Source organism: Mycobacterium sp. 2-64 (genome assembly GCF_035918375.1).
Lineage (GTDB): Bacteria > Actinomycetota > Actinomycetes > Mycobacteriales > Mycobacteriaceae > Mycobacterium > Mycobacterium intracellulare.
Genome location: NZ_CP142361.1, coordinates 774,300 through 787,923 on the forward strand (window position 1 = coordinate 774,300; position 13,624 = coordinate 787,923).

Annotated in this window: 8 protein-coding genes; 7 read left to right on the top strand and 1 reads right to left on the bottom strand. The window is 67.2% G+C overall.

Annotated features, from left to right (window positions below; translation table 11 throughout):
• Positions 1–17: 17 nt before the first annotated feature.
• Positions 18–410: a 50S ribosomal protein L7/L12 gene (rplL, locus tag QGN31_RS03675; RefSeq protein ID WP_008260886.1), complete on the top strand. Its 393-nt coding sequence runs from the start codon at positions 18–20 to the stop codon at positions 408–410.
• 49 nt (positions 411–459) lie between these two features.
• Here rplL and QGN31_RS03680 read toward each other — a convergent pair whose 3' ends face one another.
• On the bottom strand, positions 460–1,149 hold the full coding sequence (locus QGN31_RS03680; protein ID WP_014383309.1) for a TetR/AcrR family transcriptional regulator: 690 nt from the start codon (positions 1,147–1,149) through the stop codon (positions 460–462).
• A 71-nt stretch (positions 1,150–1,220) separates the two neighbouring features.
• Between QGN31_RS03680 and QGN31_RS03685 the strand changes: the two genes are divergently transcribed.
• The 6 genes from QGN31_RS03685 to QGN31_RS03710 all read left to right on the top strand — a co-directional run bounded on the left by QGN31_RS03685 (position 1,221) and on the right by QGN31_RS03710 (position 13,607).
• The gene (locus tag QGN31_RS03685; protein WP_014381141.1) at positions 1,221–2,723 is read left to right on the top strand and encodes a carotenoid oxygenase family protein; all 1,503 of its coding nucleotides are present in this window, start codon (positions 1,221–1,223) and stop codon (positions 2,721–2,723) included.
• Between the two features lie 171 nt (positions 2,724–2,894).
• Positions 2,895–3,905, top strand: coding sequence for an ABC transporter ATP-binding protein (locus QGN31_RS03690; RefSeq protein ID WP_008260873.1), 1,011 nt, complete (start codon positions 2,895–2,897; stop codon positions 3,903–3,905).
• Between the two features lie 407 nt (positions 3,906–4,312).
• Positions 4,313–7,831: a DNA-directed RNA polymerase subunit beta gene (gene rpoB / locus QGN31_RS03695; protein WP_085977595.1), complete on the top strand. Its 3,519-nt coding sequence runs from the start codon at positions 4,313–4,315 to the stop codon at positions 7,829–7,831.
• 44 nt (positions 7,832–7,875) lie between these two features.
• Positions 7,876–11,826, top strand: coding sequence for a DNA-directed RNA polymerase subunit beta' (locus QGN31_RS03700; RefSeq protein WP_009957074.1), 3,951 nt, complete (start codon positions 7,876–7,878; stop codon positions 11,824–11,826).
• Between the two features lie 158 nt (positions 11,827–11,984).
• A complete protein-coding gene (locus tag QGN31_RS03705) occupies positions 11,985–12,740 on the top strand; it encodes a deoxyribonuclease IV (RefSeq protein WP_008260869.1) in 756 nt (251 codons plus the stop codon).
• A 27-nt stretch (positions 12,741–12,767) separates the two neighbouring features.
• Positions 12,768–13,607, top strand: coding sequence for an extracellular catalytic domain type 1 short-chain-length polyhydroxyalkanoate depolymerase (locus QGN31_RS03710; protein WP_008260865.1), 840 nt, complete (start codon positions 12,768–12,770; stop codon positions 13,605–13,607).
• Positions 13,608–13,624: the final 17 nt, after the last annotated feature.

A 13,624-nucleotide genomic window follows, 5' to 3' on the forward strand; every position in this document is an offset into this window, starting at 1 on the left:
AGGAAGGACCCACACCCATGGCAAAGATGTCTACCGACGACCTGCTCGACGCGTTCAAGGAGATGACGCTCCTGGAGCTCTCCGACTTCGTCAAGAAGTTCGAGGAGACCTTCGAGGTCACCGCGGCCGCCCCGGTCGCCGTCGCCGCGGCCGGCCCGGCCGCCGGTGGCGCGCCCGCCGAGGCCGCCGAGGAGCAGTCGGAATTCGACGTGATCCTCGAGTCCGCCGGCGACAAGAAGATCGGCGTCATCAAGGTGGTCCGCGAGATCGTCTCCGGCCTGGGCCTCAAGGAGGCCAAGGACCTGGTCGACGGCGCGCCCAAGCCGCTGCTGGAGAAGGTCGCCAAGGAGGCCGCCGACGAGGCCAAGACCAAGCTCGAGGCCGCCGGCGCCACCGTCACCGTCAAGTAAGTCACTGCGCGCAAGCCCCCGGGATCGAGGTCCCGGGGGCTTCGTGCGCTCAGCGCGCGCCCATCGCCGTCTGCAGCGACTGCGCCACCCGCTCCGGTGAATCACCAAGGGCCACAAGCAGGTTCGACGTCATCGACCCCAGCACCGGGACGACGGCCGAGCTGTCGTCGCCGTAGTAGCCGGCCAGTTCCAGCATGACGAAGCCGTGGATCAACGCCCAGAACTGGGCCGCGGTCGCCACCACGGACGCGTCGTCGACACCGTCTTTCACGGCGCCCGCGGGTTTGATGCGGCCGGCCACCGCGCACCGGTGCACCCCGCGCACCACGTGAGCGAAGCTCGGGTAGTCGCGCTCGATCTCGGCGACCGTCAGCGTCAGGACGTTGTGGGCGGGCGCGTTGATGCCGTGCGCGCTGGTGCTGCCGAACATCAGCCGATACACGTGCGGGCGCTTGATCGCGTAGCGGCGGTAGGCCGCCCCGATCATGAACAGGTCGGCGACCGGGTCGGCGGTGTGCGGCACGGTCAGCGCGGCGTCGAACTGGCGCAGGCCCTCCTCGGCCACCTCGGCGATGAGCCCCCGCATCCCGCCGAAGTGGGTGTAGACCGCCATGGTGGAGGTCCCCGCGGCGCCGGCCACCTTGCGCGTCTGCAGGGCGTCGGGGCCGTGCTCGTCGAGCAGGCCGACCGCCGCGCGCAGCATCTCCTCGCGAACGCTGCGCTGAACGTCTGAAGTCATCGTTGCCATCTTCTCATCGGGGGCGTACGGTGCCAATAACGCTGAAATAACAATGTTATAGGAGCTCAGCCATGGCGACCACGACAACCGCCAAGCCCGGCAACCCCTACCTCGAGGACTTCCTGGCGCCGGTAAGCGCGGAGGTCACCGCCACCGACCTCAAGGTCACCGGACGCATTCCCGAACACCTCGACGGGCGCTACCTGCGCAACGGGCCCAACCCCGTCGCCGAGGTGGACCCCGCCGTCTACCACTGGTTCAGCGGTGACGGCATGGTGCACGGGGTGGCGCTGCAAGGCGGGCAGGCCCGCTGGTATCGCAACCGATGGGTGCGCACCGCCCACGTCTGCACCGCACTCGGCGAGCCGGCGCCCAGCGGGCTGAACCCGCGGGCCGGCATGCTCTCCGTCGGCCCCAACACCAACGTGCTCAGCCACGCCGGCCACACGCTCGCGCTCGTCGAGGGGGGCGGGGCGAACTACCGCCTCACCGACGAGCTGGACACCGAGGGGCCCTGCGACTTCGACGGAACCCTGTTCGGGGGATACACCGCCCATCCGCACGCCGACCCGCGGACCGGCGAATTGCACGCGGTGTCCTACTCGTTCACCCGCGGGCGGACCGTGCAGTACTCGGTCATCGACACCCAGGGCCGGGCGCGGCGCACCGTCGACATCGAGGTGGGCGGGTCGCCGATGATGCACGACTTCTCGCTGACCGACAAGTACGTGGTGATCTACGACCTGCCCGTCACGTTCGACCCCGTTCAGGTGATGCCGGCGAACGTGCCCCGTTGGCTGAGCCTGCCGGCCCGCCTGGTGATGCAGTCGCTCATCGGGCGCGTGCGGCTGCCCAGCCCGATGGCGACGGCGATCAATCGCAACCAGCGGCCGACCAGCCGGATGCCGTACCGGTGGGACGACAACTACCCGGCGCGCATCGGGGTGATGCCCCGAGAGGGCGGAAATCGGGACGTGCGCTGGTTCGACATCGAGCCCTGCTACGTCTACCACCCGCTTAACGCGTACTCCGAGATGCGCGACGGCACAGAGGTTTTGGTGCTCGACGTGGTGCGCTACGCGCGGATGTTCGACCGTGACCTGCGCGGTCCCGGCGACAGCCGGCCGACGCTGGACCGCTGGACCGTCAACCTGGCCACCGGGACGGTGACCAGCGAACGCCGCGACGATCGCCCCCAAGAATTCCCGCGCATCAACGAGACCTTGCTGGGCGGGCCGCACCGGTATGGCTACACCATCGGCACCGAGGGCGGTTACCTGTCCGGCGGGCGATCCGAGATGTCGACCGCCGTGTACAAGCACGACTACGCGACCGGATCCGCCACCGCTGCCGATCTCGATGCGTGCCTTTTGCTCGGCGAGATGTCGTTTGTGCCCAATCCCGCACCGGGCGCCGAGGATGACGGCATCCTCATGGGGTTCGGCTATCACCGCGACCGCGACGAGGGCCAACTGGTCTTGCTGGACGCGCAGACGCTCGAGCACGTCGCCACCGTGCATCTGCCGCAGCGGGTGCCGATGGGATTCCACGGCAACTGGGCGCCGGCTGGCTAACACGTGCGTCAAATAAGTTGCGCCATCGGGGCTTCCGGCTGATCTCGGGACGGCCAATTTTTCCCCGCTGTGTGCCGCAACCCTGATGCCGTGTGGCAGGCGTGCGCTACAGTGACTCATGCCACACAAAAGGGCAGGTGGCAGGCATGAGTGTCGACGGAAGGATTTCCCATGGGCGTCGCAATCGAGGTGAATGGACTCACGAAGTCCTTCGGTTCCTCGAGAATCTGGGAAGACGTGACGCTGGAAATCCCCGCCGGGGAGGTCAGCGTCCTGCTGGGGCCGTCGGGTACCGGCAAATCGGTTTTCCTGAAGTCACTGATCGGTTTGTTGCGCCCCGAGCGCGGCTCGGTCGTCATCGACGGCACCGACATCCTGCAGTGCTCGGCCAAGGAGCTCTACGAGATCCGCACGCTGTTCGGCGTGATGTTCCAGGACGGCGCGCTGTTCGGGTCGATGAACCTCTTCGACAACGCTGCCTTCCCGCTGCGCGAGCACACCAAGAAGAAGGAAGGCGAGATCCGTGACATCGTCATGGAGAAGCTGACCCTGGTCGGCCTCGGCGGCGACGAGAAGAAGTTCCCCGGTGAGATCTCCGGCGGTATGCGCAAGCGCGCCAGCCTGGCCCGCGCCCTGGTGATGGACCCGCAGATCATCCTGTGCGACGAGCCCGACTCCGGTCTGGACCCGGTTCGTACCGCCTACCTGAGCCAGCTGATCCTCGACATCAACGCCCAGATCGACGCCACGGTGCTGATCGTCACGCACAACATCAACATCGCCCGCACGGTGCCGGACAACATGGGCATGCTGTTCCGCCGCAAGCTGGTCATGTTCGGCCCCCGCGAGGTGCTGTTGACCAGTGACGAGCCGGTCGTGCGGCAGTTCCTCAACGGCCGCCGCATCGGGCCGATCGGCATGTCGGAGGAAAAGGACGAGGCGACCATGGCCGAGGAGCAGGCGGCGCTGGACGCCGGACAGCATGCGGGCGGTGTAGAGGAGATCGAGGGCGTGCCGCCGCAGATCGTCGCATCGCCCGGCATGCCGGAACGCAAGGCCGTCGCCCGCCGCCAGGCGCGGGTGCGCGAGATCCTGCACACCCTGCCCAAGACCGCTCAGACCGCCATCCTCGACGACCTCGAAGGCACCCACCGGTACCGCGCACACGAGATCGGCGAATGAGGGGCGCCGGGCCGGCGGGTTCCGTGATAACTCCGCGTAACACTCCCGGCCCGCCCTCTTGACGACGGGCCCTAAACGAGCCAGTCTGTTGGGCAGCATGTACCTGAACAGTCCGAGGGAAGTCGAGATCGCCAGCCAGCGTCGATGTCCCTGGACCCCCAGGGCTGGGAAGTTGAGGAATGCGCCGTCCTGCGCTATTGTTGGACGTTGCGCTGGCTACCTCCTGCCCACCTCACCCGCCACCTGACACCGTGGTCTAAGCCTGAGCCCCCCTACGTGGCTTAGTTCTTTAGTTGCGCGCGTGAGATCCGGACAGTTCGTTCGCCGGCCGAACCGACACAATTCGCGGCGAGCTGGCCGGTGGTCCCGGCCTTCGTGAGTCGCACGAGGTGCTGGAAGGATGCATCTTGGCTGATTTCCGCCAGAGCAAGACGGATCGCCCACAAAATTCCTCTAACGGAAGTTCGTCGAACGGCTCCGTGCCCGGAGCGCCCAACCGAGTTTCCTTCGCCAAGCTCCGCGAGCCCCTCGAGGTTCCGGGCCTGCTTGACGTGCAGATCGACTCCTTCGAGTGGTTGATCGGCGCGCCGCGGTGGCGCGAGGCGGCTGCCGCGCGCGGCGACGGCAAGCCGGGGGTCACCCCGGTGGGCGGCCTCGAAGAGGTGCTCTTGGAGCTCTCGCCGATCGAGGACTTCTCCGGCTCGATGTCGCTGTCGTTCTCCGACCCGCGCTTCGACGAGGTCAAGGCGCCGGTCGACGAGTGCAAAGACAAGGACATGACGTACGCGGCCCCGCTGTTCGTCACGGCCGAGTTCATCAACAACAACACCGGCGAGATCAAGAGCCAGACGGTGTTCATGGGTGACTTCCCGATGATGACCGAGAAGGGCACCTTCATCATCAACGGCACCGAGCGCGTCGTGGTCAGCCAGCTGGTCCGCTCGCCCGGTGTGTACTTCGACGAGACCATCGACAAGTCGACCGAGAAGCTGCTGCACAGCGTCAAGGTGATCCCCAGCCGGGGCGCGTGGCTGGAGTTCGACGTCGACAAGCGCGACACCGTCGGCGTGCGCATCGACCGCAAGCGCCGCCAGCCGGTCACCGTGCTGCTCAAGGCGCTGGGCTGGACTAACGAGCAGATCACCGAGCGCTTCGGCTTCTCCGAGATCATGATGTCGACGCTGGAGAAGGACAACACCGCCGGCACCGACGAGGCGCTGCTGGACATCTACCGCAAGCTGCGTCCCGGCGAGCCGCCGACCAAGGAGTCCGCGCAGACCCTGCTGGAGAACCTGTTCTTCAAGGAGAAGCGCTACGACCTGGCGCGTGTCGGCCGCTACAAGGTCAACAAGAAGCTCGGCCTGCACGCGGGCGAGCCGATCACCAGCTCGACGCTGACCGAGGAAGACGTCGTCGCCACCATCGAGTACCTGGTGCGCCTGCACGAGGGCCAGCCCACGATGACCGTCCCCGGCGGCATCGAGGTGCCGGTGGAGACCGACGACATCGACCACTTCGGCAACCGCCGCCTGCGCACCGTGGGTGAGCTGATCCAGAACCAGATCCGGGTCGGCATGTCGCGGATGGAGCGCGTCGTCCGCGAGCGGATGACCACGCAGGACGTCGAGGCCATCACGCCGCAGACCCTGATCAACATCCGGCCGGTCGTCGCCGCGATCAAGGAGTTCTTCGGCACCAGCCAGCTGAGCCAGTTCATGGACCAGAACAACCCGCTGTCCGGTCTGACCCACAAGCGCCGCCTCTCGGCGCTGGGCCCCGGCGGTCTGTCCCGTGAGCGCGCCGGCCTGGAGGTTCGTGACGTCCACCCGTCGCACTACGGCCGGATGTGCCCGATCGAGACCCCGGAGGGTCCCAACATCGGTCTGATCGGCTCGCTGTCGGTGTACGCGCGGGTGAACCCGTTCGGGTTCATCGAGACCCCGTACCGCAAGGTGGTCGACGGTGTGGTCACCGACGAGATTCACTACCTGACCGCCGACGAGGAGGACCGCCACGTCGTGGCGCAGGCCAACTCGCCGATCGACGCCAAGGGCCGGTTCGAGGAGTCGCGCGTCCTGGTCCGCCGGAAGGCGGGCGAGGTCGAGTACGTGCCCTCGTCCGAGGTGGACTACATGGACGTGTCGCCGCGCCAGATGGTGTCGGTGGCCACCGCGATGATCCCGTTCCTCGAGCACGATGACGCCAACCGTGCCCTGATGGGCGCCAACATGCAGCGCCAGGCGGTTCCGCTGGTGCGCAGCGAGGCGCCGCTGGTGGGCACCGGCATGGAGCTGCGCGCGGCGATCGACGCCGGCGACGTCGTCGTCGCGGACAAGGCCGGGGTGATCGAGGAGGTCTCCGCCGACTACATCACCGTGATGGCCGACGACGGCACCCGGCACACCTACCGGATGCGCAAGTTCGAGCGGTCCAACCACGGCACCTGCGCCAACCAGTCGCCGATCGTCGACGCGGGCGACCGCGTCGAGGCCGGCCAGGTGATCGCCGACGGTCCGTGCACCGAGAACGGCGAGATGGCGCTGGGCAAGAACCTGCTCGTGGCGATCATGCCGTGGGAGGGCCACAACTACGAGGACGCGATCATCCTGTCCAACCGTCTGGTTGAGGAGGACGTGCTCACCTCGATCCACATCGAGGAGCACGAGATCGACGCCCGCGACACCAAGCTGGGCGCCGAGGAGATCACCCGGGACATCCCGAACGTCTCCGACGAGGTGCTGGCCGACCTCGACGAGCGCGGCATCGTGCGCATCGGCGCCGAGGTCCGCGACGGCGACATCCTGGTCGGCAAGGTGACCCCGAAGGGTGAGACCGAGCTGACCCCGGAGGAGCGGTTGCTGCGGGCGATCTTCGGCGAGAAGGCCCGCGAGGTCCGCGACACCTCGCTGAAGGTGCCGCACGGCGAGTCCGGCAAGGTCATCGGCATCCGGGTGTTCTCCCGCGAGGACGACGACGAGCTGCCGGCCGGTGTCAACGAGCTGGTGCGCGTCTACGTGGCCCAGAAGCGGAAGATCTCCGACGGCGACAAGCTGGCCGGACGGCACGGCAACAAGGGTGTGATCGGCAAGATCCTGCCCCAGGAGGACATGCCGTTCCTGCCGGACGGCACGCCGGTGGACATCATCCTGAACACCCACGGTGTGCCGCGACGGATGAACATCGGCCAGATCCTGGAGACCCACCTCGGGTGGGTGGCCAAGTCCGGCTGGAACATCGAGGGCTCACCCGATTGGGCGGTGAACCTGCCCGAGGAGCTGCGGCACGCGCAGCCGGACCAGATCGTGTCGACGCCGGTGTTCGACGGCGCCAAGGAGGAGGAGCTTGCGGGCATGCTGTCCTGCACGCTGCCCAACCGCGACGGCGAGGTCATGGTGGACGGCGACGGCAAGTCGGTGCTGTTCGACGGCCGCAGCGGCGAGCCGTTCCCGTACCCGGTGACCGTCGGCTACATGTACATCATGAAGCTGCACCACCTGGTGGACGACAAGATCCACGCCCGCTCCACCGGCCCGTACTCGATGATCACCCAGCAGCCGCTGGGCGGTAAGGCGCAGTTCGGTGGCCAGCGCTTCGGTGAGATGGAGTGCTGGGCGATGCAGGCCTACGGCGCGGCGTACACGCTGCAGGAGCTGTTGACCATCAAGTCCGACGACACCGTCGGCCGGGTCAAGGTGTACGAGGCGATCGTCAAGGGCGAGAACATCCCGGAGCCGGGTATCCCCGAGTCCTTCAAGGTGTTGCTCAAGGAACTGCAGTCGCTGTGCCTCAATGTCGAGGTGCTGTCCTCGGACGGCGCGGCGATCGAGTTGCGCGAAGGCGAGGACGAGGACCTCGAACGGGCCGCGGCGAACCTGGGAATCAACTTGTCCCGCAACGAATCCGCGTCCGTTGAGGACCTCGCCTAACAAACGTTTTCAGTTACTAAACCCGCAAGGGGAAAGGGAGTTACGTGCTCGACGTCAACTTCTTCGATGAACTCCGGATCGGTCTGGCCACCGCGGAGGACATCAGGCAATGGTCTTACGGCGAGGTCAAGAAGCCGGAGACGATCAACTACCGCACGCTGAAGCCCGAGAAGGACGGCCTGTTCTGCGAGAAGATCTTCGGACCGACTCGCGACTGGGAGTGCTACTGCGGCAAGTACAAGCGCGTCCGCTTCAAGGGCATCATCTGTGAGCGCTGTGGCGTCGAGGTGACCCGCGCCAAGGTGCGTCGCGAGCGGATGGGCCACATCGAACTGGCCGCGCCCGTCACGCACATCTGGTACTTCAAGGGCGTGCCGTCGCGGCTGGGGTACCTGCTCGACCTGGCGCCGAAGGATCTCGAGAAGATCATCTACTTCGCCGCCTACGTCATCACCTCGGTCGACGAGGAGATGCGCCACAACGAGCTCTCGACGCTCGAGGCCGAAATGATGGTGGAGCGCAAGGCCATCGAGGACCAGCGCGACGCCGACCTGGAGGCCCGCGCCCAGAAGCTCGAGGCCGACCTGGCCGAGCTGGAGGCCGAGGGCGCCAAGGCCGACGCGCGCCGCAAGGTCCGCGACGGCGGCGAGCGCGAGATGCGTCAGCTGCGCGACCGGGCCCAGCGTGAGCTGGACCGGCTCGAGGAGATCTGGACGACCTTCACCAAGCTGGCTCCCAAGCAGCTGATCGTCGACGAGAACCTCTACCGCGAGCTGATCGACCGCTTCGGTGAGTACTTCACCGGCGCCATGGGCGCGGAGTCGATCCAGAAGCTGATCGAGAACTTCGACATCGACGCCGAGGCCGAGATCCTGCGCGACGTCATCCGGAACGGCAAGGGGCAGAAGAAACTTCGCGCCCTGAAGCGGCTCAAGGTGGTCGCCGCCTTCCAGCAGTCGGGCAACTCGCCGATGGGCATGGTGCTCGACGCCGTCCCGGTGATCCCGCCGGAACTGCGCCCGATGGTCCAGCTCGACGGTGGCCGGTTCGCCACCAGCGACCTCAACGACCTGTACCGCCGGGTGATCAACCGGAACAACCGCCTCAAGAGGCTGATCGACCTCGGCGCGCCCGAGATCATCGTCAACAACGAGAAGCGGATGTTGCAGGAGTCCGTGGACGCGTTGTTCGACAACGGCCGTCGCGGCCGCCCGGTCACCGGACCCGGTAACCGCCCGCTGAAGTCGCTGTCCGATCTGCTCAAGGGTAAGCAGGGCCGGTTCCGTCAGAACCTGCTCGGCAAGCGTGTCGACTACTCGGGCCGCAGCGTCATCGTGGTCGGCCCGCAGCTCAAGCTGCACCAGTGCGGTCTGCCCAAGCTGATGGCGCTGGAGCTGTTCAAGCCGTTCGTGATGAAGCGGCTGGTCGACCTCAACCACGCGCAGAACATCAAGAGCGCCAAGCGCATGGTGGAGCGCCAGCGTCCCCAGGTGTGGGATGTCCTCGAAGAGGTCATCGCCGAGCACCCGGTGCTGCTGAACCGCGCGCCCACCCTGCACCGGCTGGGTATCCAGGCCTTCGAGCCGATGCTGGTGGAAGGCAAGGCAATTCAGCTGCACCCGCTGGTGTGTGAGGCGTTCAACGCCGACTTCGACGGTGACCAGATGGCGGTGCACCTGCCGCTGTCCGCCGAGGCGCAGGCCGAGGCCCGCATCCTGATGCTGTCCTCGAACAACATCCTGTCGCCCGCGTCGGGCCGTCCGCTGGCCATGCCGCGTCTGGACATGGTGACCGGGCTGTACTACCTGACCACCGAGGTCGACGCCGCCTTGGGCGAATTCAAGCCCGCCGCCAAGGACGAGCCCGAGGTCGGGGTGTACTCCTCACCGGCCGAGGCGATCATGGCGTCCGACCGTGGCGTGCTGTCGGTGCGGGCCAAGATCAAGGTGCGGCTGACCCAGCTGCGCCCGCCCGCCGAGATCGAGGCCGAGCTGTTCGGCGCCAACGGCTGGCAGCCGGGGGACGCCTGGATGGCCGAGACCACGCTGGGCCGGGTGCTGTTCAACGAGCTGCTGCCGGTGGGCTATCCGTTCGTGAACAAGCAGATGCACAAGAAGGTGCAGGCAGCCATCATCAACGACCTGGCCGAGCGCTACCCGATGATCGTGGTCGCGCAGACCGTCGACAAGCTCAAGGACGCCGGTTTCTACTGGGCGACCCGCAGCGGTGTCACCGTGTCGATGGCCGACGTGCTCGTGCCGCCGCGCAAGAAGGAGATCCTCGACCAGTACGAGGAGCGGGCGGAAAAGGTCGAAAAGCAGTTCCAGCGTGGCGCTTTGAACCACGACGAGCGCAACGAGGCGCTGGTGGAGATCTGGAAGGAAGCCACCGACGAGGTCGGTCAGGCGCTGCGTGAGCACTACCCGGCCGACAACCCGATCATCACGATCGTCGACTCGGGTGCCACGGGTAACTTCACCCAGACCCGGACGCTGGCCGGCATGAAGGGTCTGGTGACCAACCCCAAGGGTGAGTTCATCCCGCGTCCGGTCAAGTCGTCGTTCCGCGAGGGCCTGACCGTGCTGGAGTACTTCATCAACACCCACGGCGCCCGAAAGGGCCTGGCGGACACCGCGTTGCGTACCGCCGACTCCGGGTACCTGACCCGTCGTCTGGTGGACGTGAGCCAGGACGTCATCGTCCGCGAGCACGACTGCGAGACCGAGCGGGGCATCGTCGTCGAGCTGGCCGAGCGTCAGCCCGACGGCACCCTGATCCGCGACCCGTACATCGAAACCTCGGCGTACGCACGGACTTTGGGCACCGACGCGGTCGACGAGGCCGGCAAGGTCGTCGTCGCTCGCGGCGAGGACCTGGGTGACCCGGAGATCGAGGCGCTGCTGGCGGCCGGCATCACGCAGGTCAAGGTGCGCTCGGTGCTGACGTGCACCACCGGCACCGGGGTGTGCGCGACCTGTTACGGGCGGTCCATGGCCACCGGAAAGCTGGTCGACATCGGCGAGGCCGTCGGTATCGTCGCGGCCCAGTCCATCGGTGAGCCCGGTACGCAGCTGACCATGCGGACGTTCCACCAGGGTGGTGTCGGTGAGGACATCACCGGCGGTCTGCCCCGGGTCCAGGAGCTGTTCGAGGCCCGCATCCCGCGCGGCAAGGCGCCGATCGCCGACGTCACCGGGCGGGTCCGCCTCGAGGAGGGCGAGCGCTTCTACAAGATCACCATCGTTCCCGACGACGGGAGCGAGGAGGTCGTGTACGACAAGCTCTCCAAGCGGCAGCGGCTGCGCGTGTTCAAGCACGAAGACGGTTCCGAGCGGGTGCTCTCCGACAACGACCACGTTGAGGTGGGCCAGCAGCTGATGGAAGGCTCGGCCGACCCGCACGAGGTGCTGCGCGTGCAGGGCCCCCGCGAGGTGCAGATCCACCTGGTCCGCGAGGTCCAGGAGGTCTACCGCGCGCAGGGTGTGTCGATCCACGACAAGCACATCGAGGTGATCGTTCGCCAGATGCTGCGCCGCGTCACCATCATCGACTCGGGCTCGACGGAGTTTTTGCCCGGCTCGCTGATCGACCGCGCGGAGTTCGAGGCGGAGAACCGCCGGGTGGTGGCCGAGGGCGGCGAGCCCGCCGCCGGCCGTCCGGTGCTGATGGGTATCACGAAGGCGAGCCTCGCCACCGACTCGTGGCTGAGCGCGGCGTCGTTCCAGGAGACCACGCGAGTGCTGACCGATGCGGCGATCAACTGCCGCAGCGACAAGCTCAACGGTCTGAAGGAGAACGTGATCATCGGAAAGCTGATCCCGGCCGGTACCGGCATCAACCGCTACCGCAACATCCAGGTGCAGCCGACCGAGGAGGCCCGGGCCGCCGCGTACACGATCCCGTCCTACGAGGATCAGTACTACAGCCCGGACTTCGGCCAGGCCACCGGCGCCGCGGTTCCGTTGGACGACTACGGCTACAGCGACTACCGGTAGTTTCTGCGACAACGACAAAGCCCCGGGTTTCGCCCGGGGCTTTGTCGTTGCGTGGGACGCCGAGCCGGTCGGGTGTGCGGCCAGCCGCACATTCGGACTCGGGTGTGCGGCCAGCCGCACTCTCGCCGCCGTCAGGACCCCTCACTACACTGGCCACCGTGCTCATCGGTTCGCATGTCCACCAGGATGACCCGCTGGCCGCCGCGCAGGCCGACGGCGCCGACGTCGTCCAGTTCTTCCTCGGCAACCCGCAGAGCTGGAAGAAGCCCAAGCCGCGTGACGACGCCGAGGCGCTCAAGGCGTCGACCATCCCGCTCTACATCCACGCGCCCTACCTGATCAACGTGGCCTCGGCCAACAACCGGGTCCGCATCCCGTCGCGCAAGATCCTGCAGGACACCTGCGACGCGGCCGCGGCGATCAGCGCGACGGCGGTGATCGTGCACGGCGGCCACGCCGACGACAACGACATGGACGCCGGCTTCGAACGGTGGGTCAAGGCCCTGGACTACCTGGAAACGGACGTGCCGGTCTACCTGGAGAACACGGCCGGCGGCGACCACGCGATGGCCCGCCACTTCGACACCATCGGCCGGCTGTGGGATCACATCGGCGACAAGGGAATTGGGTTCTGCCTGGACACCTGCCACGCCTGGGCCGCCGGCGAGCAGCTGATCGACGCGGTCGACCGCATCAAGGCGCTGACCGGCCGCATCGACCTGGTGCACTGCAACGACTCGAGGGACGCGGCGGGCTCCGGCGCCGACCGGCACGCCAACTTCGGCACCGGCCAGATCGATCCCGAGCTGCTCGCCGCGGTGGTCAAGGCCGCCGACGCCCCGGTGATCTGCGAAACCGCCGACGAGGGCCGCAAGGACGACATCGCGTTCCTGCGGGAGAAAACGGGCGGCTGAGCGCGGGCCAGCGCTTACCTTTGATCCATGCTGCGCCGGCTGGCCACGATCTCGGGTGTCGTCCTGGTGCTCGCGGGCTGCTTCCCCGGAGTCGCCAACGCGCCGACGGGCTTCGTGACCGGCACCAGCGTCCACCACCTCAAGGTCGGCGATCTCGATCGCAGCTATCGGCTGTACAAGCCCGCGGGAGTGGCGGCCTCGGCCCCGCTCGTGGTCATGATGCACGGCGTGTCGGGAAGCGCCAGGGAAGCCGAAAAGGACTACCACTGGGACGGTTTGGCCGATTCGGGCAAGTTCGTCGTCGCCTACCCTGACGGCCTCGACCACGCCTGGAACGTCGACGGCCAAACCTGCTGCGGCCGGTCCGGACGAGAGGGCGTGGATGACGTCGGTTTCATCAGCGCGGCCGTCGCCGACATCGCCAAGAACGTCGGCATCGACACCGCGAAGGTCTATGCCACCGGCATGAGCAACGGCGGCATCATGTCCTACACGCTGGCCTGCACCACGGAGATCTTCGCCGCGATCGGTCCGGTCGCGGGCACCCAGCTGAACTCCTGCCGCACGCCGCATCCGATGTCGGTCATGCACATTCACGGCACCGCGGACGAGCTGGTGCCCTACGGCGGCGGACCGGGCTACAGCGTGATCAACGGCCCGCCCGTGCCGAACGTGAATGCCTTCTGGCGCAACGTCGATCAGTGCGGCGCCCCGTCGGCCACCACCGACGGCCCGATCACCACCTCGACCGCGGGATGCGCCGAGGGTCGCGGGGTCGTGCTCATCACGGTCGACCACGGCGACCACGAGTGGCCCGACTTCGCGACGCGAGAACTGTGGGACTTCTTCGCCGCGCACCCGCGCTGATCATTACAGCTCTTGTG

Excerpts from the sequence above, each read along its gene's own strand:
- QGN31_RS03690 (WP_008260873.1), top strand. The coding sequence starts at position 2,895 with ATGGGCGTCGCAATCGAGGTGAATGGACTCACGAAGTCCTTCGGTTCC.
- QGN31_RS03710 (WP_008260865.1), top strand. The coding sequence starts at position 12,768 with ATGCTGCGCCGGCTGGCCACGATCTCGGGTGTCGTCCTGGTGCTCGCG.
- QGN31_RS03680 (WP_014383309.1), bottom strand. The coding sequence starts at position 1,149 with ATGACTTCAGACGTTCAGCGCAGCGTTCGCGAGGAGATGCTGCGCGCG.
- rplL (WP_008260886.1), top strand. The coding sequence starts at position 18 with ATGGCAAAGATGTCTACCGACGACCTGCTCGACGCGTTCAAGGAGATG.
- QGN31_RS03685 (WP_014381141.1), top strand. The coding sequence starts at position 1,221 with ATGGCGACCACGACAACCGCCAAGCCCGGCAACCCCTACCTCGAGGAC.